Origin of the sequence: Kitasatospora sp. NPDC088779 (assembly GCF_040685395.1) — a bacterium.
GTDB lineage: Bacteria > Actinomycetota > Actinomycetes > Streptomycetales > Streptomycetaceae > Kitasatospora.
In genome coordinates, this window is the sequence record NZ_JBFBHW010000027.1 from 45,830 (window position 1) to 69,150 (window position 23,321).

Here is a 23,321-nt window from a genome sequence, read left to right on the forward strand (position 1 = left end):
ACTACCGGACTGACCTTCCGAGTTCGAGCATCCGGTCGACCACCCGGCGGGACGCGCCGCCGTCGTCCAGGACGCAGTGCTCGGCCCGGAAGCGCCGGTGGCGCTCCGCGTACCCGGGCGGCAGGTCCGCGCCGGAGTCGGCGAGTTCGCGCAGCGCGCCGAGCAGTCCGGCCGAGGTGGGGACGAGCGGGCCGGGGGCCTGCGGCTCGAAGTCGAAGTAGAAGCCGCGCAGGGTGTCGCGGTAGTGCTCCAGGTCGTAGGTGAAGAAGAGCACCGGGCGGCCGGTGACGGCGAAGTCGAACATGATCGACGAGTAGTCGGTCACCAGGACGTCCGCGACCAGCAGCAGCTCCTGCGGGTCGGGGTAGTCCCCGCAGTCGTACAGGAAGCCGTCCCCGGCGCCCGGCAGTGGCTCGCGGACGTGCGCGTGCGGGCGGATCAGCAGCACGTGGTCCCGGCCGAGCAGGCGCCGGGCGTGGTCGAGGTCCAGCCGCAGGCCGAGTCGGAAGCCGTCGCCGTCACCGCGCTGCTGGTCCTCGCGCCAGGTCGGCGCGTACAGCACGATCCGCTTGCCGTCCGGGATGCCGAGCCGGTGGCGGACGGCCGCGGCGGCGGCCTCGTCGGGGCGGGCGAGCACGTCGTTGCGCGGGTAGCCGGCCTCCAGGATCTCGCCGTCGTAGCGGAACGCGCGGCGCAGGATCGGGGTGGCGAACGGGCTGGGGGAGAGCAGCAGGCTCCACTGCGGGGTCTCCCGGTCGAGCGCCTCCAGGTAGCCGTGGTCGGCCAGCCAGGGGTTGTCGACGTCGTGGGCGATCCGCTTCAGCAGCGAGCCGTGCCAGGTCTGGAGCACCACCTGGCCGGGGCGGCGCTCCAGGAAGTCCGGGAAGTGCGTGTTGCCGACCAGGTACCGGCAGGTGGCCAGCGCGTGGTACCACTCCGGGCTCCAGATCCGGACGGCCCGGACCCCGGGCGGCAGTTCGGCCTGGGCGTCGTCGACCACCCAGAGGTGTTCCAATGGCGCTCCGCGGCGGGCCAGTTCGGCGTGCACCGCGCGCGGGGAGTCGGCGTAGCCGCGGCCGCCGAACACGTCGTACAGCACGGCCTCGCGCAGCGGTTCGCGGCGGGCGGCGGGGTAGTGGACGGCGCGCTGGCGGCTCTGCGTCCAGGCGCTGCGCTCGGTGGGGGTGAGCACCGGGGTGGAGTCCACCAGCAGGGTGTCGTGCCAGCGGCGCTGGAGCAGGATCCGCTTGCCGCCGGCCGTGGTGGCGGCGGGCAGTGCGGGCAGGGCGGCCGGTGCGGCGAGCAGCGGGCGGCTCGGGCCGGGCCGCCCGGCGGGCGTCAGCGCGGCCTCCCAGATGCCCTTGCGCAGGGGCAGCGCGGTGCCGTCGGCGCCGGTGCGGGTGGCGGGCAGCAGGACCTTGAAGCGGCCGTCCTGGTCGGCCTCGACGGGGGAGCGGACCTCGCTCGCGGTGCCGGTGTGCCGCAGGACGAGCTCCAGCCGGTCCGCGGCGCGGTCCGGGCAGCGGCCGGTGAGCTCGAAGCCGCCGGCCCGGACCGCGATCCGCTCGACCAGGCCGGCCGCGGGCTGGACGCACACCTGGAGCCGGCCGTCGGCGAGGTGCTTGAGGTAGAGGGCGCGGTCCGGGGTGTCGGGCAGTCGGTGCTGGCCGGCCACCGGGCCGCCGCGCTCGTCCGGGCAGAGCTGCTCGGTGCTGCCGTCGGGGTGCAGGAACTCGGTGTCCCAGTGCTCCAGTTCGCCGCTGCCGCGGCCGTCGGCGGTGAACGGCCGGTACGGCAGGTGGACGGCGAAGGTGTTGCCGGTGCGGGCGACCGGCCGTTCGATCACGGCGTCGCTCTGCCGGTGGCGCAGCCGCAGCACGGTGCCGGACGGGCAGGTGTCCGCGCTGCCGCGCAGGTCGAGGCCGTCGGCGGTGGGGGTGGCGTGGGTGAGCCGGATGCCGGGGCGTTCGAGCAGCAGCCGCAGTCGCCCGTCGGCGAAGTGCGGCTGGAGGCGGACGTCGTGGTCCACCCAGTGGGCCGGCGGGTACTCGCCGGAGCCGCACCAGTGCGGGGCGAGGGCGCCGTACCGGCGGCGCAGCCGGGTGGGGCGCGGGCGGGTGAACAGGGTGGTCTCGATCTGCCAGTCGCCGAGCAGCCAGTCGGTGCCGTGGCGCAGCCGGCCGGGCTCGATCAGGGCGGTGAAGCCGGACCAGTCGTGGTTGAACTCGGGCTGGGCGCTGTCGTCGGTGACCTCGGGCAGCCGGCGGGGCCGGGAGCGCAGGTGGACGGGCGGCCTGGTCCCGTCGGCGTGGCGCAGGGTCAGCCAGGTCCAGGCGGAGCCGGGGCGGCCGGTGTCGAGGTCGTCCGGGCGGGCGAAGCCGGTGAGCTCCAGGCCGCGGCCGGTCCAGCGGGCGCGCAGCAGGCCGAAGGTGACGTCCTCGTCGGCGGCGGGCTGGTCGGTGCTCACGCGGGGGTCGGCGTGCGGAAGGACGAACCGTGTGAGCGCAGGCATGGCAGGGGTCCTTCGGGACGGGGGCCGGGCCATGGGCGGTGGACCGGGGCCGCCGGACCGATGCCGAGAGGAAACCGGGGCCGAATTCATATCCCATACCGGGACGCCGTCCGGGGTCAACAGTGTGGACCAGAGAATTTCCCGTGAAATTCACCGACAAAACACTAGTTCGAGTGCAATGCGCAGGCAAAGGCCGGGGATATTGTCAGGGAATTCCCAGGAAAACGCGGAGGCGCCCGACGCGGTTCGCGTCGGGCGCCTCTGCGGGGCTCTCGGGGTTGCTCCGGGCTACCCCGTACTGCTCGGTGCTACTCCGCGCGGAGCATCGCGTCGACCACCCGGGCGGAGGCCTTGCCGTCGTCCAGGTCGCAGTACGCCGTGCGGAACGCGGCGGCCTTGTCGGCGTACTCGGCCGCGACCTCGCCGACCCGGCCGAGCGCGTCGACCAGTTCCTCGGAGGTGGCCAGCAGCGGGCCGGGCGCCTCAGCCTCGAAGTTCAGGCTGAAGCCGCGCAGGTTGTCGCGGTAGTGCTCCAGGTCGTAGGTGAAGAACAGGATCGGCTTGCCGGTCGCGGCGAAGTCGAACACGCTGGCGGAGTAGTCGGTGATCAGCACGTCGGCGATCAGCAGCAGCTCCGCCATGTCGGGGTAGCTGCCGACGTCCCAGATGTAGCCGTTGCCGGCGCCCGGGATCTGACCGCACATCATGCTGTGCCGGCGCACCAGCAGTACCTGGTCGTCGCCGAGCGCGGCCTTGGCCGCCGCCAGGTCGAGCCGCAGGTCCAGCTGGTACCCGCCGTTCGGCCGGCGCCGGTCCTCGCGCCAGGTCGGCGCGTAGAGCACGACCTTCTTGCCCTCGGGCAGGCCGAGCCTTTCGCGCACCTGTTCGGCGGTCTTCTCCCGGTCGGCCGCGAAGAGCAGGTCATTCTTGGGCGAACCGCTTTCGAGAATCTCGCCCTTGTAATCGAACGCGCGTCGCAGGATCGGGGCCGACCAGCTGTTGCCGGCCGCCAGCAGACTCCAGCTCGGCACCTCCCGGGCGAGGCCCTTCAGGTAGTTCGCATCCGTGAACCAGACCTTCTCGAAATCGAGGCCGATCTGCTTCAGCGGGCTGCCGTGCCAGGTCTGCAGGACCACCTGTCCGGGGCGGCGGACGAAGAAGTCGGGCAGGTGGGTGCTGGTGACGATGTACTTGGCGGTCGCCAGCGCCTCGAACCACTCCGGGCTCCACAGCCGGATCGCGCTCGCCGACTGCGGCAGATCGGCCTGGAGGTCGTCACTGCCCCACAGGTGCTCCAGCGGCAGGCCGCGGCGGACCAGCTCCTCGTGGACCGCCCGCGGCGAGTCGGCGTACAGGCCGCCGAGGCCGACGTTGTACAGCACGGTGTCGCGCACCGGGTGCCGGCGGGCGTTCGGGTAGTCGACGAACCGCAGCTGGCGCAGCCGGTAGCCGCTGCGCTCCTCCGGCAGCAGCGCCGAGTGCGACTCCAGGGAGAGGCCGTCGTGGTGGCGGCGCTCCAGCACGATGCGCTTGCCCCGGGACTCCACCTCCAGCGGCATCGCGCCGAAGCAGTCCGGCGAGATCAGCGCGTACGAGCTCGGAAGCTCCTCGGCCGGGGCACCGACCGGGCGGAAGAAGACGTTCCAGGTGCCCTGGGCGAGCGGCACCCGGCCGGCGAAGGAAGCCGTCGGCACGGCGGGCAGCGCGGTCCGGAACCGTCCGTCCGCGATCTCCACCGGGTAGACGTGCTCCTCCTCGCGCCAGTCGTGGCGGACCACCAGCTCCCAGCGGTGCGCGCCGGACAGCGGGAACGAACCGCTGAGCAGGAAGCCGTCCGCGCCGCGGGTGGAGACCTCGTCCACCACCGGCTGGAGCAGCTGGTCGGAGAACTGCAGGTACCCGCTGGGGGAGGGCTTGGAGTAGAGCGCCCGGCGCTGGTCGGCCGGGGCGTCCGGGTTGAGCGGCAGGTGCAGCTGCGCCGGGGCGTTGCGGTCGTCCCAGGTCACCGGGACGGTGCTGCCGTCGGCCAGCAGCAGCGCGGTGTCCCAGCGGTCACGGCCTCGCTCGGCGGCCACCGGGTCCAGCTCGGCCCAGGCCTCGCGGACGGCGGTCAGCTCGGCCGCCGGGAAGGACACGCTGAACGGCTGCAGGCTGCCGACCGGCGCGCCCAGCTCCAGCGGGAAGGCCAGCTCGCGGTCGGACTCGACGTGGGTGAGCCGCAGCCGGGCCCCGGCGAAGCTGGAGCCGGAGCGGGCCGCGCCCGACACCTCGACCCGGCCGCCGTGCGAAGCCAGGCCGGTCACCCGGGCCTTGACCGTCTCCACCCGCAGGTAGACGGAGCCGTCCCGGACCCACGGCACGATCCGCACGTCCGGCTCGACCCAGTGCGCCGGGATGTAGTGCGCGGTGTCGCTCCAGCCGGCCCAGACCCGGCCCTTGTAGACGCCGCCCTTGCCCGCGCCGGCCACCAGGACGCGCCAGTTGCCGTCCTTCCACTGGCCGCGGTGCTTGAGCTTCTTCGGGTCGACGCCGACGGTGAAGCCGGCCCAGTCGCAGCTGTACAGGTCGTGGTGGCAGCTGGCGGTGGCCTCGGGGCTGTACTGGGTCTTCATCGGCACCGCGATCACCCGGCGGCCCTTGGCCTCGCGCAGCACCAGGGTGCGGACCATGTCGTGCTTGCCGGCCGCGCCCAGCTGCTCCGGGTACGCGTGCCCGGTCAGCTGCAGCCGCCCGCCGACCCAGGCCGTCTCGTACAGCCGGCTGCGCATGACCAGTGAGTTGTCCAGCTTGAGCACGCCGGACGGCACGCTCTTGCGCCCGCCGCGCAGGAACGGGTAGTCGGCGTACGGGCGCAGCAGACCGCGGGCCTGGACGCCGCCGTTGCTCTCGCCCTCGTACTTGATCTGCTCGACGAACTCGTCGATCCGGCCCTGGAGGGTCAGGTGGTACTTGAGCCGCAGCGGCGCCCGCAGCTTGCGGACCTGCTCGGGGCCGATCGCCCGCAGCAGCCGGCTGACGTTCTTGACGTAGGCGTCCCGGTACTCCTTGTCGCCGTCCACGACGGACCAGAAGAACATCGGGATCTCCTCGACGAGGGTGTTCTCGTCGTAGGAGCGCAGGTACTGGGCGAAGCGCGGATCGGTCTGCTTGCGCAGCCAGCCGCGGACCAGCTCGACCGAGGTGACGCGGTCGATCAGGCCCTTGGGGTTGGTGCGCATCTGGGTGATCGACATCTCGCCGACCTCGCGCTCGCGCCAGTGGTAGATCGGCTCGCAGAGCACGTCCACGCTCTTGGCGAGGTAGTGGTGCGGCACGCTGACCGGCGCGTCCTCGTACAGGATGCCCTCGGGGTAGAGGATGCCGGCCGCGTCGAAGAAGGAGCGGCGGTACACCTTGTTCCACGCGGTGCGGTCGGTGACCAGCGCCGGGATCTCGGTGATGTGCGTCTTGAGCTTGGTCTCCCTGAACGGCTTCGAGTGCCCGCCGGACTGGTAGTAGCCCACCGCGCGGAACCGCAGCACGTTGCCGGTGGCGAAGTCCGAGCCGGTCTCGTCCAGGGTGTTGATCATCAGCTCGTACGCGCTCGGCGGCATCGAGTCGTCACTGTCGACGAAGCACAGGAACTCGGCGTCCGGGTCGATGTGCCGGATGCCGGTGTTGCGGGCCGCGCCGAGGCCCTTGTTCACCTGGCGGACCAGCCGGAACCGCGAGTCCTTGGCCGCGTACGCCTCGGCGAGGGCCGCGCTGTCGTCCTTCGAACCGTCGTCGACCATGACGCACTCGAAGTCCGTGAAGGTCTGGGCGGCGATCGAGTCGAGGCATTCGACCAGGTAACGCTCGACGTTGTAGATCGGAACGACGATGGAGAGGCGGGGAGCCATCGGCTACGCAGGCCTTTCTCGGGAAGGAGCGTGGCAGCCCGGTGAGGGCCTGACCGCACTTTGGATCGGTGCGTACGTGCGCACCGATCCTACCTCCGGGCCATGGGGCCCTTCGGGGCCACTACGCTGGGCCCGTGCCCCGCTTCAGCGTGATCGTCCCCGTGTACCAGGTTGAGGACTACCTCGCCGAGTGTCTCGACTCGGTGCTCGGCCAGGGCGGCCCCGACCTCGAACTGATCGCGGTGGACGACCGCTCCCCGGACGGCTGCGGCCCGATGCTCGACGAGGCCGCCGCCGCCGACCCGCGGATCCGGGTGCTGCACCTGCCCGAGAACGTCGGCCTCGGCCGGGCCCGCAACGCCGGCCTGGAGGTCGCCACCGGGGACTACGTGATCTTCCTCGACAGCGACGACACGCTCACCCCCCAACTGCTCAAGAGCGTCGACGACCGGCTCGCCGCCACCGGCGACCCGGACGTCCTGGTCTACGACTACGCCCGCACCTACGCCGACGGCCGGATCACCCGGGCCGCCTCCGCCCACGTGTTCGGCGCCGCCTCCCCGGACGTCTTCGACCTCGCCGCCCGTCCCGACCTGCTCGACCTGCTCCAGGTGGTCTGGAACAAGGCCTACCGCCGCGACTTCGTCACCGCCCAGCAGCTGGTCTTCCCGGCCGGCTACTACGAGGACACCCCCTGGACGTACCCGGTGCTGCTCGCCGCGGCCCGGATCACCCTGCTCGACGAGGTCGGCGTGCACTACCGCCAGCGCCAGGAGGGCGGCAACATCCTGGCCACTGCCAGCCGCAAGCACTTCGACGTCTTCGCCCAGTACGACCTGGTCTTCGCCTTCCTGGACCACCGCCCCGACCTCGACCACTGGCGCCCGGTCGTCTACGGCCGGATGCTGCACCACCTGAACACCGTCGTCTCCAAGCCCGGCCGGATCCCGCCCGGCGACCGCCGCGAGTACTTCCGCCGCGCCGCCGCCCACTGCGCCCGGCTCCGGCCGGCCGGCTACCGCCCGCCGCCCGGCGTGGACGGCGTGCGCACCGAACTGCTCAGCCACGGCCGCTACGGCGCCTACCAGGCCGTCCGCGCCCTCGCCCGGGCCCGCCGCCTGGTGAAACGCTAGAATCTGCGCCGAGCCTGACGGCCATTCGGAGGACGGGCCGGTATAACCGGTCGGGTGGACTTCCTGACCCGCCTCCCGGTCATCGGCCCGCTCGTCACGTGGGTGCTGCGCAGCCGCCCGTACCGGGTGTACGAGCACTTCTCCGCGGCCCGGGGCAACCGGCTGGCCGGTGCGGTCACCTTCTTCGGCTTCCTCGCCCTGTTCCCGCTGCTCACGGTGGGCCTGGCGATCGCCGTCTCGACGCTCAGCAGCAGCCAGGTCGCGGACCTGCAGAAGCACATCTCCGACCAGCTGCCGGGCATCTCGGAGGCGCTCAACCTGCCGTCCCTGGTGGCCAACGCGGGCGCCGTCGGACTGGTCAGCGGGGCGCTGCTGCTGGTCTCCGGCCTCGGCTGGGTGGACACCATGCGCACCTCGATCCGGGACGTCTGGCAGCTGCCCGACGACGACACCAACGTGGTGCTGCGCAAGGGCTGGGACTGCGCGGTGCTGGGCGGCCTCGGCGTGGTGTCGCTGATCTCGGTGGGCGTCTCCACCGCCGGGACGACGCTGGCCGGGCGGATCGCCGACTGGACCGGCCTGCCCAGCGGCTACCTGCTGACCGGGGTCGGCGTGCTCGTCGCCATAGCGTGCGACACGCTGCTCTTCGCCTACCTGCTGGCGCCGTTCCCCGGGATCGGCGGCCAGCGCCGGCGCGACGTGCTGCAGGGCGCGCTGATCGGCGCGGTCGGCTTCGAGCTGCTGAAGGTCCTGCTCGCCTCCTACCTCGGCTCCGTCGCCGGGAAGAGCCTGTACGGGGCCTTCGGCGTGCCGGTGGCGCTGCTGCTGTGGATCAACTTCGTCTCACGGCTGCTGATGTACTGCGTGGCCTGGACGGCGATGGCCGATCCGGTGGCCGCCCGGGAGCGCACCCGGGAGCACGCCCGGGCGCTGCTGGCGGCGGCCGACGAGGCGGAGGCGGCCGCGGACACGACGGCGGCCCGGCCCCGGGAGGAACCCTGAGGCCGGGCCGTCCGTCCGGCCGTCACCAGCCGGAGGCCCCGCGGCGGCCGCGCCGCAGGACCAGCACCCCGTAGCCGGCCGCGGCCGTCACCAGCACGACGGCCAGCCAGCCGCCGAGGCCGAGCCCGTCGTCCTCGGCGGCGGCCGGGGCGGCAGTGGGGGCGGTGCCGGGCCGGGTGGCGGGGGTGGAGTGCGGCGGGGGCGCGCCGGCGGTGCCGCCGGCCTGGCCGGAGGGCTCGCCGTCCGGCGGGAGCTCGTCGACCAGCTTGCCGACCGGCTGCACCTTGCCGGCCGCCGCGAAGCCCCAGTCCAGCAGGGCCGCGGTCTCGTCGTAGACCTTCTGGTAGCTGTCCGGGTGCATCACGGTCACCAGCAGGGTGCGGCCGTTGCGTTCGGCGGCGCCGACGAAGGTCGAGCCGGCGTTGGTGGTGAAACCGTTCTTCACCCCGATCAGGCCGGGGTACTTGCCCAGCAGGCGGTCCGTGTTGGCGATCCCGAAACTGCCGCGCTGGCCGGTGTTCTTGTCCACCGCGCCCGGGAACATCGCCTGCCGGGTGGCGCAGTACATCCGGAAGTCGGGGTTGCGCAGGCCGGCCCGGGCGAACAGCGACAGGTCGTAGGCCGAGGAGAGCTGCCCGTCCATGTCGTAGCCGTCCGGGGAGATCACCCGGGTGTCCCGGGCCTGGAGGGCGTCGGCGCGGGACTGCATCTCGGTGACGGTCTGCTCCACGCCGCCGTTCATGTGCGCCAGGACGTGCACGGCGTCGTTGCCCGAGCTCAGGAACACCCCGCGCCACAGGTCCTCGACCCGGTAGTCCAGGTTCTCCTTGATGCCGACCAGGCTGCTGCCCTCACCGATCCCGAGGATCTCCTCGTCGGCGACCTTGTGCACCGTGTTGCGGTCGAACTTGGGCAGCACGGTGTCGGCGAAGAGGATCTTCAGGGTGCTGGCCGGGGCGAGCCGCAGATGCGGGTTGCTGGCCGCCAGCACGTCGCCCGACGTGGCGTCGGAGACTATCCAGGACTGGCCGGTGAGGTCCCTCGGCAGGGCCGGGGCTCCGGCCAGCGGCGAGACCTGGACCCCGGAGCGCCCGAGCCGCTCGCCGCCGACCGCGGAAGCGGCCGGGGGCGGCTCCTGCGGGGCAGCGACCGCCCCCGGGGCGGCGAGCAGGGCCGGGAGGACCGCGGCGGTCGTGACGAACAGATGCGCGAATTTCTGACGACGTGTGGACACGCGCAGACCGTACCCACTCCGGGGCATCCGCTGTGCGCCACACCGGGCCGGTCCTCCGTACGAGGGGCCCGCCCTACGCCGATCGGCGGTCCGCGCATACTGGGGGACGCACCCCGCCCCCACACCCCCGACGAGGACCCCCATGAAGCTCAGCCGCCGCACCTCCTGGTTCCTGACCGCCTTCGGCGTCTGGTCGATCATCATCTGGACCACCTTCGTCAAGAACCTCTGGAAGGACTCCGGCGGCCAGGCCTTCACCAACGGCGACCACTCCCAGCCCACCGCCTTCTTCTGGATCCACCTCCTCCTCGCCGTCACCTCCTTCCTCCTCGGCATCGCCGTCGGCGCCATCGGCCTGCGCGGCCTCCGCGCCACCCGCCGCACCCCGGCCACCGACTGAATCTCCGTTGCCGCTGTCGGTCCCCACTGGAAAGATCCTCACCGCTCGTACACGTAACGAGATCTCTCGATCAAAGGGGTGGGGTACTTCCATGACACTTCGGCATGCCCGCAGACTCGGCGGGGTCACCGCAGCGGCGCTCGCGGCCGGTCTGCTGGTTGCACCGGGGGCGGCTGCGGTACCGGGAACGGCAGTCACTGACCCGAAGGCACTGCCCGCACCGGGCTTCGCCGCCACGGGCCTGCACACCGACGCCTGTGACGACACCACCGCCCCCGGCTGGCTGGGGGTCGCGAACCCTGCGCTGACCGTCACCGCCACCTCCGCACAGGTGCGCTTCGCGGTTTGGGACGACTCGACCCCGGGCCACGACCAGATCGTCGACACCACCACCGACACCAGCGCCGGCACGGCCAAGCTCCCCACCAGCGGCCTGGCGGACGGCCACAGCTACTCGTGGAAGGCCTGGTCCGCGGACTCCTCGGGTACCGGAGAGCCGACCGCGACCTGCCACTTCCGGGTCGACCTCACCCGTCCGGGCCTGTCCGTCTCCTCCACCGACTTCCCGGAGAGCGGCTCGGGCACCGCGCCCGGCAAGTACGCGGGCGAGAACGGCATCTTCACCCTCAAGGGCACCGACGCCGCGCCGGCCGGCGGCGCGGCCTCCGGGGTGGCCTGCTACCAGTACGTGCTGAACGGCACCCTGGGCGTCGGCTGGGACTGCGCCTCCGCGCACACCGTGAAGGCGGGCGCCGACGGCAGTGCCGCGCTCACCCTCAAGCCCAAGGACTGGGGCACCAACGTCCTCACCGTCCAGGCGATGGACAACGCCGGAAACGTCGGCCAGCCGACCACCTACACCTTCTACGCTCCTTGGGACTCGCGCCCCAAGCCGGCCGCCCCGGGTGACGTCAACGGCGACGGTGTGCCCGACATCCTGCTCCCGGACGCCCAGGGCAACCTGCAGATCATCAGCGCCGGTGCGACGGACGCCACTCCGAGCTCCACCATCCCGGGCGCGCTCGCTCCGCTGCGGGCCGGCTGGCAGGACGACCTGGTGCTGCACCGGGGCTGGGCCAACACCCACGGCCCCGGTGATGACCTGCTGGTGCGTCCCAAGGGCAACCCGCAGTTCCTGTACGTCTACGCCAACGGGCACCAGGGCGACTTCAGCGGCCAGAACCCCACCCTGGCGGGGAAGCCGTCCCAGTGCATCGACTCGGCCGGGGAGTCGATCACCTGCCCCGGCGACTACGCCGCGGACTGGTCGGGCGCCGACCAGCTCGTCCCGGTCGGCGGTCGCTTCGGTGCCGCCCGGCCGTCCCTGCCGGTTCTCGTCTCGGTCGAGCACGGCAAGCTCTACGCCTATGTCGACAGCTCCCGCAGCTACGTCGCCGCCCAGCCCATCGCCACCACCGGCGACTGGAGCGGCTACGACCTGATCGCCCCCGGCGCGGACGCAGCCGGCAACCTCATCCTGTGGGCGCGCGACCGGGCCACCGGCGACCTGCATGCCTACCCGGTCTCGAAGAAGTCGAACGGACTGCTCGACTTCTCCGCGCTCGCGGACCCGAAGGCGAACGTGGTCGCCACCGGCTTCACCACCGCCGCCTACCCGACCCTCGGCAGCTCGGGCGACGGTGACGGGGACGGCACGCCGGACCTGTGGGCCGTGACCGCCGACCGGCACCTGGTGACCTTCAGCGGCTGGTCCGCCCCGAAGGACCTCGGCGCGCTGCGCTGAGCCCACGGCGAAGGCCCCCGTCCGATCGGATGATCGGACGGGGGCCTTCGCCGTGTCAGGTGGAGATCAGAAGCGGCGGGTGACCAGCGCCCGCTTCACTTCCTGGATCGCCTTGGTGACCTCGATGCCGCGCGGGCAGGCCTCGGAGCAGTTGAAGGTGGTGCGGCAGCGCCACACGCCCTCACGGTCATTGAGGATCTCCAGGCGCTGCTCGGCGCCCTCGTCGCGCGAGTCGAAGATGAAGCGGTGCGCGTTCACGATCGCGGCCGGGCCGAAGTACTGGCCGTCGTTCCAGAACACCGGGCAGGACGACGTGCACGCGGCGCACAGGATGCACTTGGTGGTGTCGTCGAAGCGCTCGCGCTCCTCGGCGGACTGCAGGCGCTCGCGGGTCGGGTCGTTCCCCTCGGTGATGAGGAACGGCATGACGTCCTTGTACGCCTGGAAGAACGGGTCCATGTCCACGACCAGGTCCTTGAGGACCGTGAGGCCCTTGATGGCCTCGATCGTGATCGGCTTCTCCGGGTTGACGTCCTTGATCAGGGTCTTGCACGCCAGCCGGTTGCGGCCGTTGATCCGCATGGCGTCGGAGCCGCAGATGCCGTGCGCGCAGGAACGGCGGTAGGTGAGGGTGCCGTCCTGCTCCCACTTGATCTTGTTGAGCGCGTCCAGAACGCGCTCCTTCGGGTCCAGCGTCAGCTGGTAGTCGACCCACACCGGGTCCGGGTGCTCCTCCGGGTTGAACCGGCGGATCCGGAAGGTGACGGTGATCAGCTCGACGCCGCCCGCCTCGACCGCGTCCAGAGCGGCCGAGTGCTTCTCCACGGTAGGAGTGCTCATCAGTACTTACGCTCCATCGGCTGGTAGCGGGTCGTGACGACCGGCTTGTAGTCGAGGCGGATGGAGGTGCTGCCGTCGGCGGCCACCTCCTGGTACGCCATGGTGTGCTGCATGAACTTCACGTCGTCACGGGTCGGGAAGTCCTCGCGGTAGTGGCCGCCGCGCGACTCCTCGCGGGCCAGCGCGGAGACGGCCAGCACCTCGGCCAGGTCGAGCAGGTTGCCCAGCTCGACGGCCTCCAGGAGGTCCGTGTTGTACCGGAAGCCCTTGTCCTGGATCGAGACGTTCTTGTAGCGCTCCTTCAGCGCGGCGATGTCCTCGACCGCCTGCTTCAGGGTGGCGCCGGTGCGGTACACCATCGCGTTGGCGTCCATGGTCTCCTGCAGCTCCTTGCGGATCTGCGCCACGGACTCGGTGCCGGCGGCCTCGCGCAGGCCGTCGACCAGGGCCTGGACCTTCTCGGCCGGGTTCTCGGGCAGCTCGACGAACTCGTGCACGTTGGCGTAGTCGGCGGCGGCGATGCCCGCGCGACGGCCGAACACGTTGATGTCCAGCAGCGAGTTGGTGCCCAGGCGGTTGGCGCCGTGCACGGACACGCAGGCGACCTCGCCGGCCGCGTACAGGCCCGGGACGACGTCGGTGTTGTTGCGCAGCACCTCACCCTCGACGTTGGTCGGGATGCCGCCCATGGCGTAGTGCGCGGTGGGCTGGATCGGGATCGGGTCCGTGTAGGGCTCGATGCCGAGGTAGGTGCGGGCGAACTCGGTGATGTCCGGGAGCTTGGCGTCCAGCTGCTCCGGCGGCAGGTGGGTCAGGTCCAGGTAGACGTGGTCGCCGTCCGGACCGCAGCCGCGGCCTTCGCGGATCTCGGTGTAGATCGCGCGGGAGCAGACGTCACGGGACGCGAGGTCCTTCATGACGGGGGCGTAGCGCTCCATGAAGCGCTCGCCGTCCTTGTTGCGCAGGATGCCGCCCTCGCCGCGGGCGCCCTCGGTGAGCAGGATGCCCATGCGCCAGATGCCCGTCGGGTGGAACTGGAAGAACTCCATGTCCTCCAGCGGCAGGCCGCGGCGGTACACCAGGGCCTGGCCGTCACCGGTGAGGGTGTGGGCGTTGGAGGAGACCTTGAAGAACTTGCCGGTGCCGCCGGAGGCGAACACGACGGACTTGGCCTGGAAGACGTGGATCTCGCCGGTGGCCAGCTCGTAGGCGACGACGCCGGCCGTCTTGCCCTCGTTGATCAGCAGGTCGAGGACGTAGAACTCGTTGAAGAACTCGACGCCGTGCTTGACGCAGTTCTGGAACAGCGTCTGGAGGATCATGTGACCGGTGCGGTCGGCCGCGTAGCAGGAGCGGCGGACGGGGGCCTCACCGTGGTTGCGGGAGTGCCCGCCGAAGCGGCGCTGGTCGATCCGGCCCTGCTCGGTGCGGGAGAAGGGCAGGCCCATCTTCTCCAGGTCGAGGACGGCGTCGATGGCCTCCTTGCACATGATCTCGGCGGCGTCCTGGTCGACCAGGTAGTCACCACCCTTGACCGTGTCGAAGGTGTGCCACTCCCAGTTGTCCTCCTCGACGTTGGCGAGGGCGGCGCACATGCCGCCCTGGGCCGCGCCGGTGTGGGACCGGGTGGGGTAGAGCTTGGTCAGGACGGCGGTGCGGGTGCGCTGCGTCGACTCGATGGCCGCGCGCATGCCGGCGCCGCCGGCGCCGACGATGACGGTGTCGTACTGGTGAATCTGCATGGGGGTTCTAACTCGCCTCTGGCCTCTGCCGATTGCCGATTAGATGCTTTGTCGTCAGATGTTGGGGTCGAAGGTGAAGATCACCAGGGTGCCCAGCAGCACGGTGAAGACCGTGGCGGTACCCATGAGCCCCTTCAGCCAGAGCCGGGTCGAGTCCTTCTCGGCGTAGTCGTTGATGACCTGCCGCATGCCGTTGGCGCCGTGGAGCATGGCGAGCCAGAGCATCGTGAGGTCCCAGACCTGCCAGAACGGCGAGGCCCAGCGGCCGGCCACGAAGGCGAAGCCGATCTTGGAGACGCCGCCGTCGAGCACCAGCATGATCAGCAGGTGGCCGAGGATCAGGACCACGAGGACGATGCCGGACAGGCGCATGAAGAGCCAGGCCAGCATCTCGAAGTTGGTGCGGGTGCGGCGCGGGGTCTTCGGGGTCCGCTTGCGCGGCGGCTCGATGACGAACGCGTCGGCCGGGTTGCCGGTGCCGAGGCCCTTGCCGGTGTGCGCCTGCGCGGAGGGGACGACCAGCGCGTCGGAGTATTCCGTGGACATGTGTCAGCTCACTTCCCGAACCAGGAGATCAGCGTGTGCTGCAGGATCCCGTAGAAGGAACCGGCCATCAGCACGACCCAGACCGCCACGACGGTCCAGAGCATCTGCTTCTGGTACTTCGGGCCCTTGGACCAGAAGTCCACGGCGACGACCCGCAGGCCGTTGAGGGCGTGGAACAGGATGGCGGCCACCAGGCCGTACTCCATCAGGTTCACGAGAGGAGTCTTGTACGTCTGAATGACGGTGTCGTACGCCTCGGGCGACACGCGCACCAGAGCGGTGTCCAGGACATGGGCGAACAGGAAGAAAAAGATGAGGACGCCGGTGACTCGATGAGCCACCCAGCTCCACATGCCTTCCCGGCCGCGGTACAGCGTTCCAGCCGGCACGGAAAAACCCTCCGGAAGCGATTGGGGGCTCGGCCGGCTTCGGTGTCGGTCAGCCCGGCCAGGTACGGTCCACCGGCCGCCAGCATCCTATCGACGCCGCGTCGCGAACCGCCTCCGGGGGTCTCAGGTGTGATCAATCAGGCACGACTGGCCTAGCCGGACGGGAACCGGCGGCACTTTGGTCGCTCTGGGTGACTGCTCGGCTGCGTTACGGTGGCGGCCCGCTCCGCCGCCGACACCCTGCCGAGGCCCCCGTGCCGCTTCGCCCCGTCCGACCGCCCGCCGCCGCCCTCGCGGCCCTGCTGATGCTCGCCACGGGCTGCACCGCGGTCGGCGGCTCCTCCGCGGACCGGGCCGGGCCCGGCCGCGAGCTGTCCGCGGCCGAGCTGCGGGCGGCCGCGGTGGCCGACGCCGACCTCGGGGCGGGCTACACGGTGACGGTGATGACGCCCGGCCACGGCGACACCGGGGCGGGCGCGGGGCGGGAGGTCGCGGACGTCCCGGCCTGCCAGCCGCTGCTGGACGCGGTGACCCCGGCCACCCCGGCCGCCTCTGCCTCGCCGGCCGCCCAGGCCCCGGGCTACCCGTACGCGGAGACGGACCTGAGCGTGGCCCGGGCCGCCGACCCCAGGGGCGGCGTGTACGGCGGGCTGCTCGGCTACCGGACGGGGCGGGCGGCCGTGCTCCAGGCGGAGCTGGAGAAGCTGTTCGGCCCGTGTGCCGCGTTCACCTCGATGGCCCCGGCGCCGCCGGCCGAGAAGCCGGGGAAGAGGGCGCCGATCCGGACCAGGCACCGGCTGAACCGTGAGGACACGCCCACCCCCGGGGGAGCGGACGCCGCGCTCGGATTCACCCTGACGAATGAATCGGGGAGCGCGGTGCTCTCGCAGCGTGCGGTGCTGGCCCGGATCGGGCCGGCGCTCGCGGTGTTCACCACCTTCGGGGTCGCCGCCGAGCCGGCCACCGCGCCGGACGAGGTGATCGTCCGGCAGCAGGTGGCCAAGCTGCGGGCCGCGCAGGCGAAGAAGAAGTAGCGGGCGGAGAGGGAGTGGGCGGGATGGGGGAGGAGTCGGCGGCTCAGCGCGCCCCGGCCTCCGAATGGGTGGCGACCAGGTGCTCCAGCCGGGTGAGGGAGATCCGGCGGAGCTCGTCCGCCGAGATCAGCCGCTCCTCGTCGGGGTCGTTGGCCAGCCGGGTGCGGATCGAGGAGAGCACGGTGTCGAGCATCTCCTCCGGGGCCACGCCCTCCAGGCAGACCACGAAGACGTGGCCGAACCTGGCCTCGTACGCGGCGTGGGCGGCCCGCAGCGCGGTGTGCGCGGCCTGGCTGCCCGGTGCCCGCATGCCGAGCAGCGGTTGCGGCATCCAGCTCTCGTCGGCGAGCGCCTCGGCCAGGTCGGCCGGGCGGAGGTCGTAGGAGGCCTCGCTGGCGGCGGCCAGCAGGGACTCTATGTCGGGGTAGGGCCGGTGCGCGGTGAGCCGCAGGGCCCAGCGGTGGCTGCCGCAGCAGGCCAGGAGGGCCTCCTCGGCGGCGCCGGCATCGGCTTCGTTGAAGCGGTGCAGCCCGAGGAGGGTCGGCTCGGAGCTTGGATCGAGCCGCTGTGGTGGGACGTCGCTGGCCAGCGGGTCCTCCTCGTGAGGGCGGGAAGGTGCCGGTGAAGTGGGGTGGGGTGAAGCAGCTGAAGTATGGGGGCTGCGGGCGGCGTCACGGCGCCGGTCGGGCAGCTCCTCAAAGGTAGTTGAGCGGTCATCAGTTGGGGAGGGCGCGCGCGGAATTCATCCGGACGAGCTATCAAGTTGTGACGTTGACATCTTTGTGTCAGCGCCCTCCCCACATTCATCCGTTAATCCGGCAGCTGTTGACCCGGCACCCCCGCCTCAGGAGCAGCGGGTTCCGTCGGCCGGCATCGTGCCCTCGGTCAGGTAGGCCTCCAGGGCCCGGTCGATGCAGACGTTGCCCTTGCCGAAGGCCCCGTGCCCCTCGCCGACCCGGGTGAGCAGGGTGGCACTGGCGAAGCCCTTGGCCAGCGCCTCGGCCGAGGCGTACGGGGTGGCCGGGTCGCCGGTGGAGCCGACCACCAGGATCGGGGCGGCGCCCTCCGCCCGGATGGTGTGCGGCTTCTCCGTGGTCTTGAACGGCCAGTAGGCGCAGCCGGCCTCGCTGTAGTCGTCCACGGTGGTGCCCTTGGACAGCAGCGGTGCCTCGGCGGTCAGCCGGTCCACCGCCTGCTTGGCGTGCTCCGGCGTCGGTGCCGGGCGGGCCGCGTCGGCGCAGCTGATCGCGCCGTTGGACTCCTGCATCGGGCTGTAGTGGCCGTTCTCGTCGCGGCCGTTGTAGCCGTCGGCGGAGTCCATCAGGTAGTCGCCCTTGCCGCGCACCATCGCCCAGCCCAGGGCGGCGCGCAGGTACTTCCAGGAGGTCTTCTCGTCGCCGTAGAGCGCCTGGATGGTGCCGGTCCAGGCCAGGTCGCGGCCCAGCTTGCGGCCGTCCTTGACGGTCAGCGGGTGGTCGTACAGCCCGTCCAGGAAGTCGGCGGCCTTCTTGGCGGCCTTGGCCGGGTCCTTGCCGAGCGGGCACTCGTCGGCGTGGTTCTCCACGCAGTCGGCGGCGAAGCGCTCGAAGGACTTCTCGAAGCCGACCTGCTGGTCGACGCCGTGGTCCATGGTGTCCTGGGAGGGGTCGACGGCGCCGTCCAGGACGAGCCGCCCGGTGTTCTTCGGGAACTCCTCGGCGTACAGCGAGCCGAGGTAGGTGCCGTAGGAGACGCCGAGGTAGTTGAGCTTCTTGTCGCCGCTGACGGCGCGCAGCACGTCCAGGTCGCGAGCGGTGTTGCGGGTGCCGACGAACGGCAGCAGCCTGCCGGACTTGGCCTGGCAGGCGGCGGCGTGCTCGGTGGCCTGCTTGACGTGCTCGGCCTTGCGGGTCGCCAGGTCGAGCGGGGCGTCCTGCTGGTCGGCGGCGTCGCGCTGCTTGTCGTCGTAGCAGACGACCGGTGAGCTGTCCCCGGTGCCGCGCGGGTCGAAGCCGATGACGTCGAAGCGGTTGTGCAGGGTGCCGGTGAAGTCCTTGGCGCCGTACTCGACCATCCCGACGCCGGACTCGCCCGGGCCGCCCGGGTTGACCATCAGTGAGCCGATCCGCTGGTCCGGCTTGGCTGCCGGGTACTTGACCAGGGCGAGGTCGATCGCGTCGGTGCCGGGGTTGGCGTAGTCGAGCGGGACGTGCAGCTTGCCGCACTGCATCCCGGATGTGTCGATCTTGAGCTTCTCGGCCGTGGGGTCGGCCGGGCAGTCGGCCCAGGCGATCTGCTGGCCGTAGAAGGGTTGGAGGGCCGGGTCGGCCTCGCCGGTGGGCTTGGGCGTCGGGGTCGGCGGCGGGGTGGCCGTGGGGCTCGTGGTGCCGGGCGCGGAGGCGCCGGCGGCCTGGTCCTGGGACGGCTTGGCGGTGTCGTTGCACGCGGAGGTGAGGAGCAGGGCGCCTGCCGCCAGGGCGGTCAGCAGGACCCGTGGGCGGGCGGCCCGGAAGGTTCTCATCGCACGTGTGTACCACTGGCGGGTGACACGTTTGATCATGGCCCCCGGGCTGCCCGCCGGGGGGCGGGTCAGCCGCGGTGGACCTTGTGGTTGGCGGCCTGGGCGCGGGGGCGGACGACCAGGAGGTCGATGTTGACGTGCGGGGGGCGGGTGACCGCCCAGGCCACGGTGTCGGCGATGTCCTCCGAGGTCAGCGGCTCGGCCACGCCGGCGTACACGGCCGCGGCCTTCTCCTCGTCGCCGCGGAAGCGGGTGACCGCGAAGCCCTCGGACTTCACCATGCCGGGGGCGATCTCGATCACCCGGATCGGCTCCCCGCACAGCTCCAGGCGCAGCGTCGCCGCGATGGTGTGCGCGGCGTGCTTGGCCGCGACGTACCCGCCGCCGCCCTCGTACGCGGCCAGCGCGGCGGTCGAGGAGAGCACCAGCACGGTGCCGTCGCCGGTGGCCCGCAGGGCCGGCAGCAGCGCCTGCGTCACGTGCAGCACGCCGAGCACGTTCACCTCGTACATGGCCCGCCAGTCGGCCGGGTCGCCGTGCTCGACCGTCTCGGCGCCGATCGCCCCGCCGGCGTTGTTCACCAGCACGTCGACCCGGCCCACCTCGGCCGCGAAGGCGTCCACGGCGGCCCGGTCGGTGACGTCGAGCGTGACCGCCCTGGCCGAACCGCCCCCGTCGCCGATCTCCTTGGCCAGCGCCTCGATCCGCTCGGTCCGCCGGGCGGTCAGCACCACGTCGAAGCCCTCGGCCGCCAGCCGGCGGGCGGTCGCCGCGCCGATTCCGCTGCTGGCACCGGTGACCACGGCCACCTTCTGCTCGGTCATTGCCACTCCCTGGGGCTCATCCGGTCGTTCACCCGATCATCTCAACCGCGTCCGCGCCCGCGCCGACCGGTCCCGCTCCGGGTCCTGTCCTACATTGCGAGGACCGACCGATGCCCCCGCCGATCCCGTGGAGGGACCTCATGGCAGCCGAGCCGCGCCGCGCCGAGTCAGGCTTCCCGATCGAGCCGCTGTACGGCCCGGAGGCGCTGGCCGACTGGGATCCGGCGAGCAGACTCGGCCGGCCGGGGGAGTACCCGTACACCCGGGGCGTCTACCCGACGATGTACGCCGGGCGGCCGTGGACGATGCGCCAGTACGCGGGCTTCGGCACCGCCGCCGAGTCCAACGCCCGCTACCGGCAGCTGATCGCGGGCGGCGGCACCGGCCTGTCGGTGGCCTTCGACCTGCCCACCCAGATGGGCTACGACTCGGACGCGCCGCTCGCCGCCGGGGAGGTGGGCAAGGTGGGCGTGGCCGTTGACAGCGTCGAGGACCTGGCCGTCCTGTTCGACGGCATCCCGCTGGGCGGGGTGTCCACCTCCATGACCATCAACGCGCCCGCCGCCCTGCTCCTGCTGCTCTACCAACTGGTCGGCGAGGCCCAGGGGGTGGCGCCGGCCCGGCTGACCGGCACGGTCCAGAACGACGTGCTGAAGGAGTACATCGCCCGGGGCACGTACATCTTCCCGCCGCAGCCCTCGCTGCGGCTGGTCGCGGACGTCTTCCGGTACTGCCGGGCGGAGATCCCGCGCTGGAACACCATCTCCATCTCCGGCTACCACATGGCCGAGGCCGGGGCGGATCCGGCGCAGGAGATCGCCTTCACGCTGGCCAACGGCATCGCCTACGTCCGTACCGCGATCGCCGCCGGGATGGCGGTGGACGACTTCGCCCCCCGGCTCTCGTTCTTCTTCGTGGCCCGGGTCACGCTGCTGGAGGAGGTGGCCAAGTTCCGTGCCGCCCGCCGGATCTGGGCCAGGGTGATGCGGGAGGAGTTCGGCGCGAAGGACCCGCGCTCGTGGATGCTGCGCTTCCACACCCAGACCGCCGGGGTGCAGCTCACCGCCCAGCAGCCCGAGCTGAACCTGGTCCGGGTCTCGGTGCAGGCGCTCGCCGCGGTGTTCGGCGGCACCCAGTCGCTGCACACCAACGGCTTCGACGAGGCGATCGCGCTGCCCACCGAGAAGGCCGCCCGGCTCGCCCTGCGTACCCAGCAGGTGCTCGCCCACGAGACCGACGTGACCGCCACCGCCGACCCGTTCGCCGGCTCGTACGCGGTCGAGTCGCTGACCGACGAGGTGGAGGCCGCCGTGCTGGCGCTGATGGCCCGGGTCGAGGAGCTGGGCGGCGCGGTGGCCGCGATCGAGCGGGGCTTCCAGAAGGCCGCGATCGAGCGCACCGCCTACCGGCTCCAGCAGGAGACCGACTCCGGCGAGCGGACGGTGGTCGGCGTCAACCGCTTCCGGCTGGACGCCGAGGAGCCGTACCGGCCGCTGCGGGTGGATCCGGCGGTCGAGCGGCAGCAGGTCGAGCGGCTGTCCCGGCTGCGCGCCGGGCGGGACCGCGTGGCCGTCGCCCGGGCGCTGGACGGGCTGCGCCGCACCGCGGAGGGGGCGGGGAACGTGCTGTACCCGATGAAGGAGGCGCTGGCCGCGCGGGCCACCGTCGGCGAGGTCTGCGACGCCCTGCGGGAGGTGTGGGGCGTGTACGCCCCGGTGGAGCGCTTCTGACGTCACGTCAAGATTGGGGCGGCCGTGACCGCCGCTCCGGGTGATCGTTGCACAGGGCAAGCAACCGGGGAAGGCGGCTGAAACGAGATGTCATACCCACCTGTTCGGCCGGTATGCGCCCATCCGGGGACTAGTTTTCCAGAAGTCGGGCCAAATCCCCCCAACAGGCCTACCCTTGTTGAGATGAACCGTCCTGAGCCCGCTCAGCCGGGCGCCACTCTGGCCACCGCCCGCCCCGCCGCCGAACTGCGCGCCCGGGTCCGGGGGCTGGAGTCCGAGCTGATCACCTTCCGCCGTGACCTGCACCGGCACCCGGAGCTCGGCCGCCAGGAGTTCCGCACCACCGGCCTGCTCCGCGACCGGCTGGTGGCGGCTGGCCTGAGCCCCCGGGTGCTGCCCGGCGGCACCGGCCTGATCGTCGACGTCGTCCCGGCCGGCACCGCCCCCGGCACCGAGTTCCTGGCCTTCCGCGCCGACATCGACGCGCTGCCGATCGACGACGCCAAGACCGACGTGCCGTACCGCTCGACCGTCCCCGGCCGGGCCCACGCCTGCGGCCACGACGTGCACACCGCGGTGGTGCTCGGCACCGCCCTGGTGCTGGCCGAGGCCGTCCGCACCGGCGAACTGCGCCGCCCCGTCCGGCTGGTGTTCCAGCCGGCCGAGGAGGTCTTGCCGGGCGGTGCGCTGGACGTGATCAAGGCCGGGGGGATGGACGGCGTCGGCCGGATCTTCGCGGTGCACTGCGACCCCAAGGTGGAGGTGGGCCGGATCGCCCTGCGCACCGGGGCGATCACCTCGGCCTGCGACCGCCTGGTGCTGCACCTGGACGGCCCCGGCGGGCACACCGCCCGCCCGCACCTGACCACCGATCTGGTGACCGCGGTCGCCCGGATGGCCGCCGACCTGCCGGGCGCGCTGGCCCGTCGGATGGACCCGCGCTGGGGCGTGAGCCTGGTCTGGGGCCGGATCGCCTCCGGCTCCGCGTCCAACGTCATCCCGCAGCACGCCGAACTGGAGGGCACCGTCCGCTGCCTGGAGCTGGACGGCTGGCGCGAGGCGCCCGACCTGCTGCACGAGCTGATCGCCAAGCTGGCCGAGACCTACCGGGCGAAGTGGACGCTGGACTACCACCGGGGGGTGCCGCCGGTGGTCAACGAGGCGGTCTCGGTCGCCCTGCTGGACGCGGCGATGACCGACCGGTTCGGCCGGGAGGGCGCGCGGGTGGTGGAGAGCACCGAGCAGAGCCTGGGCGGCGAGGACTTCTCCTGGTACCTGGAGCACGCCCCGGGCGCGCTGGCCCGGCTCGGCGTCCGCGCCCCCGGTGACACCACCGTCCGCGACCTGCACCAGGGCCGCTTCGACGCCGACGAGCGCGCGATCGGGATCGGCGTGGAGCTGTTCGCGGCGCTCGCCCTGGACGAGCCGCGGGACTGAGCTGCGGGACTGAGCTGCGGAAACCGAACGGCAGGACCCAGCCGCAGGACCGAGCCGCGGAAACCGAACAGCAGGACTGGGCCGCGGGATTGAGCGGCGCACGCCGTCCCCGGACATCTCCTCGGGCACCGTGTGAACGCCCCCTCGGGCGACCCCCCGGACGACCGGTCGGCACCCCATCGGGGTGACCGGCCGGTTTACCGCCATCCGAGCTAATCGAACGGTTCCGTAGACTGAGCCGCAAAACCAGCTTTGGATCACCGTCGCGCACGGGAAATAGGGCCTCGGGAAGACCGTGAGACCACGGTTTGATAACAACCCGAATGCTCCGGCACCCCGTAACCCAACCGTGTTCTACGCGCGTTACGGTGGC

General features: G+C 72.0%; 17 protein-coding genes. 7 read left to right on the forward strand and 10 right to left on the reverse strand.

Features of this window, described 5'->3' with window-relative positions; translation table 11 throughout:
• Nucleotide 1 precedes the first annotated feature (1 nt).
• Together AB0P03_RS24240 and AB0P03_RS24245 are read right to left on the reverse strand one after the other, a co-directional pair.
• Nucleotides 2-2,512 carry a CDP-glycerol glycerophosphotransferase family protein gene (locus AB0P03_RS24240; protein ID WP_363630721.1) on the reverse strand — a complete coding sequence of 837 codons (2,511 nt, stop codon included), beginning with the start codon at nt 2,510-2,512 and terminating at the stop codon, nt 2-4.
• A gap of 308 nt (nt 2,513-2,820) precedes the next feature.
• The gene (locus AB0P03_RS24245; protein WP_363580208.1) at nt 2,821-6,393 is read right to left on the reverse strand and encodes a CDP-glycerol glycerophosphotransferase family protein; all 3,573 of its coding nucleotides are present in this window, start codon (nt 6,391-6,393) and stop codon (nt 2,821-2,823) included.
• Nucleotides 6,394-6,527: 134 nt separating this feature from the next.
• Here AB0P03_RS24245 and AB0P03_RS24250 point away from each other — a divergent pair, with 134 nt between their 5' ends.
• On the forward strand, nt 6,528-7,526 hold the full coding sequence (locus AB0P03_RS24250) for a glycosyltransferase (RefSeq protein ID WP_363580210.1): 999 nt from the start codon (nt 6,528-6,530) through the stop codon (nt 7,524-7,526).
• Between the two features lie 54 nt (nt 7,527-7,580).
• A complete protein-coding gene (locus AB0P03_RS24255; protein WP_363580212.1) occupies nt 7,581-8,528 on the forward strand; it encodes a YihY/virulence factor BrkB family protein in 948 nt (315 codons plus the stop codon).
• 22 nt (nt 8,529-8,550) lie between these two features.
• Here AB0P03_RS24255 and AB0P03_RS24260 read toward each other — a convergent pair whose 3' ends face one another.
• Nucleotides 8,551-9,762, reverse strand: coding sequence for a D-alanyl-D-alanine carboxypeptidase (locus AB0P03_RS24260; protein ID WP_363580214.1), 1,212 nt, complete (start codon nt 9,760-9,762; stop codon nt 8,551-8,553).
• 142 nt (nt 9,763-9,904) lie between these two features.
• Here AB0P03_RS24260 and AB0P03_RS24265 point away from each other — a divergent pair, with 142 nt between their 5' ends.
• Together AB0P03_RS24265 and AB0P03_RS24270 are read left to right on the forward strand one after the other, a co-directional pair.
• A complete protein-coding gene (locus tag AB0P03_RS24265) occupies nt 9,905-10,162 on the forward strand; it encodes an SCO4848 family membrane protein (protein WP_063349038.1) in 258 nt (85 codons plus the stop codon).
• 91 nt (nt 10,163-10,253) lie between these two features.
• Nucleotides 10,254-11,906, forward strand: coding sequence for a hypothetical protein (locus AB0P03_RS24270; RefSeq protein WP_363580216.1), 1,653 nt, complete (start codon nt 10,254-10,256; stop codon nt 11,904-11,906).
• Between the two features lie 66 nt (nt 11,907-11,972).
• Here AB0P03_RS24270 and AB0P03_RS24275 read toward each other — a convergent pair whose 3' ends face one another.
• Genes AB0P03_RS24275 through sdhC form a run of 4 tightly spaced genes read right to left on the reverse strand, consistent with a single transcriptional unit; the run spans nt 11,973 to nt 15,423 of the window.
• On the reverse strand, nt 11,973-12,746 hold the full coding sequence (locus tag AB0P03_RS24275) for a succinate dehydrogenase iron-sulfur subunit (protein WP_350877240.1): 774 nt from the start codon (nt 12,744-12,746) through the stop codon (nt 11,973-11,975).
• Nucleotides 12,746-14,488 carry a succinate dehydrogenase flavoprotein subunit gene (sdhA, locus tag AB0P03_RS24280; protein WP_063349041.1) on the reverse strand — a complete coding sequence of 581 codons (1,743 nt, stop codon included), beginning with the start codon at nt 14,486-14,488 and terminating at the stop codon, nt 12,746-12,748. Before sdhA ends, AB0P03_RS24275 begins: the two co-directional genes overlap by 1 nt.
• Nucleotides 14,489-14,542: 54 nt before the next feature.
• Nucleotides 14,543-15,034 (reverse strand): succinate dehydrogenase hydrophobic membrane anchor subunit, encoded by a 492-nt coding sequence (locus tag AB0P03_RS24285; protein WP_350877244.1) that lies wholly within the window; start codon nt 15,032-15,034, stop codon nt 14,543-14,545.
• 8 nt (nt 15,035-15,042) lie between these two features.
• Nucleotides 15,043-15,423 carry a succinate dehydrogenase, cytochrome b556 subunit gene (gene sdhC / locus AB0P03_RS24290; protein WP_063349043.1) on the reverse strand — a complete coding sequence of 127 codons (381 nt, stop codon included), beginning with the start codon at nt 15,421-15,423 and terminating at the stop codon, nt 15,043-15,045.
• Nucleotides 15,424-15,677: 254 nt separating this feature from the next.
• On the opposite strand from sdhC, the gene AB0P03_RS24295 reads away from it, so the two are divergent.
• On the forward strand, nt 15,678-16,457 hold the full coding sequence (locus tag AB0P03_RS24295; protein WP_363630723.1) for a hypothetical protein: 780 nt from the start codon (nt 15,678-15,680) through the stop codon (nt 16,455-16,457).
• 43 nt (nt 16,458-16,500) lie between these two features.
• Here AB0P03_RS24295 and AB0P03_RS24300 read toward each other — a convergent pair whose 3' ends face one another.
• The 3 genes from AB0P03_RS24300 to AB0P03_RS24310 form a co-directional block, all read right to left on the reverse strand.
• Nucleotides 16,501-16,986 carry a 2-oxo-4-hydroxy-4-carboxy-5-ureidoimidazoline decarboxylase gene (locus AB0P03_RS24300; protein ID WP_363580301.1) on the reverse strand — a complete coding sequence of 162 codons (486 nt, stop codon included), beginning with the start codon at nt 16,984-16,986 and terminating at the stop codon, nt 16,501-16,503.
• 315 nt (nt 16,987-17,301) lie between these two features.
• Nucleotides 17,302-18,957, reverse strand: coding sequence for an alpha/beta hydrolase (locus AB0P03_RS24305; protein ID WP_363630725.1), 1,656 nt, complete (start codon nt 18,955-18,957; stop codon nt 17,302-17,304).
• Nucleotides 18,958-19,025: 68 nt separating this feature from the next.
• Nucleotides 19,026-19,781, reverse strand: coding sequence for an SDR family oxidoreductase (locus tag AB0P03_RS24310; RefSeq protein ID WP_363580220.1), 756 nt, complete (start codon nt 19,779-19,781; stop codon nt 19,026-19,028).
• Nucleotides 19,782-19,921: 140 nt separating this feature from the next.
• Between AB0P03_RS24310 and AB0P03_RS24315 the strand changes: the two genes are divergently transcribed.
• Nucleotides 19,922-21,511 (forward strand): methylmalonyl-CoA mutase family protein, encoded by a 1,590-nt coding sequence (locus AB0P03_RS24315; RefSeq protein ID WP_363580222.1) that lies wholly within the window; start codon nt 19,922-19,924, stop codon nt 21,509-21,511.
• 183 nt (nt 21,512-21,694) lie between these two features.
• The gene (locus tag AB0P03_RS24320) at nt 21,695-22,948 is read left to right on the forward strand and encodes an amidohydrolase (protein WP_363580224.1); all 1,254 of its coding nucleotides are present in this window, start codon (nt 21,695-21,697) and stop codon (nt 22,946-22,948) included.
• The last annotated feature ends 373 nt before the right edge of the window (nt 22,949-23,321 follow it).

Excerpts from the sequence above, each read along its gene's own strand:
- AB0P03_RS24320 (WP_363580224.1), top strand. The coding sequence starts at position 21,695 with ATGAACCGTCCTGAGCCCGCTCAGCCGGGCGCCACTCTGGCCACCGCC.
- AB0P03_RS24275 (WP_350877240.1), bottom strand. The coding sequence starts at position 12,746 with ATGAGCACTCCTACCGTGGAGAAGCACTCGGCCGCTCTGGACGCGGTC.
- AB0P03_RS24285 (WP_350877244.1), bottom strand. The coding sequence starts at position 15,034 with ATGTCCACGGAATACTCCGACGCGCTGGTCGTCCCCTCCGCGCAGGCG.
- AB0P03_RS24265 (WP_063349038.1), top strand. The coding sequence starts at position 9,905 with ATGAAGCTCAGCCGCCGCACCTCCTGGTTCCTGACCGCCTTCGGCGTC.
- AB0P03_RS24240 (WP_363630721.1), bottom strand. The coding sequence starts at position 2,512 with ATGCCTGCGCTCACACGGTTCGTCCTTCCGCACGCCGACCCCCGCGTG.
- AB0P03_RS24270 (WP_363580216.1), top strand. The coding sequence starts at position 10,254 with ATGACACTTCGGCATGCCCGCAGACTCGGCGGGGTCACCGCAGCGGCG.
- AB0P03_RS24310 (WP_363580220.1), bottom strand. The coding sequence starts at position 19,781 with ATGACCGAGCAGAAGGTGGCCGTGGTCACCGGTGCCAGCAGCGGAATC.
- AB0P03_RS24305 (WP_363630725.1), bottom strand. The coding sequence starts at position 18,957 with ATGAGAACCTTCCGGGCCGCCCGCCCACGGGTCCTGCTGACCGCCCTG.
- AB0P03_RS24245 (WP_363580208.1), bottom strand. The coding sequence starts at position 6,393 with ATGGCTCCCCGCCTCTCCATCGTCGTTCCGATCTACAACGTCGAGCGT.
- AB0P03_RS24315 (WP_363580222.1), top strand. The coding sequence starts at position 19,922 with ATGGCAGCCGAGCCGCGCCGCGCCGAGTCAGGCTTCCCGATCGAGCCG.
- sdhA (WP_063349041.1), bottom strand. The coding sequence starts at position 14,488 with ATGCAGATTCACCAGTACGACACCGTCATCGTCGGCGCCGGCGGCGCC.